The following is a 1,080-nucleotide window of genomic DNA, read 5'->3' as shown; positions in this document are numbered from 1 at the left end:
TGTTGGAGGTGGACAACCGGGAGCGTGAGCCGTTCGAGGTGCGGGCGCGGCGGCTGCAGGAGCGGTTGTGGAACGACCTGAGCCACCAGTACGTCAGCGGCGTGCGGGTGCTGCGTGAACTGATGCGGCACCAGGGAGGCATGGACCGTGCCCTCATGCCCGTCGTCCTCACCAGCACCCTCGCCCTGTCCGACGACGACCCCAACTCCCTGGAGAAACTCCTCACCCCCGTCCACAACATCTCGCAGACCCCGCAGGTCTGGCTGGACTACCAGGTGCAGGAGCGGGAGGGCGAGCTCCTGTTCAACTGGGACGTGGTGGAGGAACTGTTCCCCGAGGGGATGGTCGGCGACATGTTCGCCGCCCACCACACCCTGCTCCAGAACCTCGCCGACGATGGAGCCGAGTGGCAGGCCGTCGAAGCGCAACCGCTCCCCGCGCGTCACCAGCGGGTGCTGGAGCACGGCACAGGACCCGACCACGAGATCCCCGAAAAGCTGGCCCAGGACTTCTTCCTGGAGCAGGTGGGTCGGCGTCCCGATCAGGTGGCGGTGGTGACGTCCGGTCGTTCGGTCACGTATCGGGAGCTGCGTCACGAGGCGAACCAGGTGGCGTGGTGGTTGCGGGATCAGGGGGTCCGGCCGGGTTCCCTGGTCGGGATCGTGATGGACAAGGGCTGGGAGCAGGTCGTCGCGGCCTACGGGGTGCTGCTTTCCGGCGCCGCGTATCTGCCGGTCGACCCGGGCGCGCCGGCGGAGCGGTTGGTCGGCCTGCTGGAGCGCGGCGAGGTCGGGCTGGTGTTGACGCAGTCGCACCTGGACGCCTCGCTCTCGTGGCCGGACGGGATTTCTCGTCTGTGCGTGGACCGGCCGTTGCCGGATGGGTTGGACGGTTCCGTTTCGCCGGAGCCGGTGCGGGGCGGGGATGATCTGGCGTATGCGTTGTTCACGTCTGGTTCGACGGGTCAGCCGAAGGGGGTGATGATCGGCCATCGTGGGTTGGTGAACGCGCTTCAGGAGACGATGCGCGAGTTCCGGATCACGGATACTGACCGGGCGTTGGGGTTGACGGCGTTGCACC

1 protein-coding gene is annotated in these 1,080 nt (G+C 67.9%); it reads left to right on the top strand.

Features of this window, described 5'->3' with window-relative positions:
• Positions 1–8: 8 nt before the first annotated feature.
• A partial coding sequence (locus E1283_RS36475; RefSeq protein ID WP_165956382.1) for a non-ribosomal peptide synthetase occupies positions 9–1,080 on the top strand: 1,072 nt, incomplete at its 3' end.

The organism is Streptomyces hainanensis (assembly GCF_004348415.1).
GTDB lineage: Bacteria > Actinomycetota > Actinomycetes > Streptomycetales > Streptomycetaceae > Streptomyces > Streptomyces hainanensis.
Note: the sequence above shows the minus strand (reverse complement) of the source record. Positions and strands in the feature narration are given on the sequence as shown.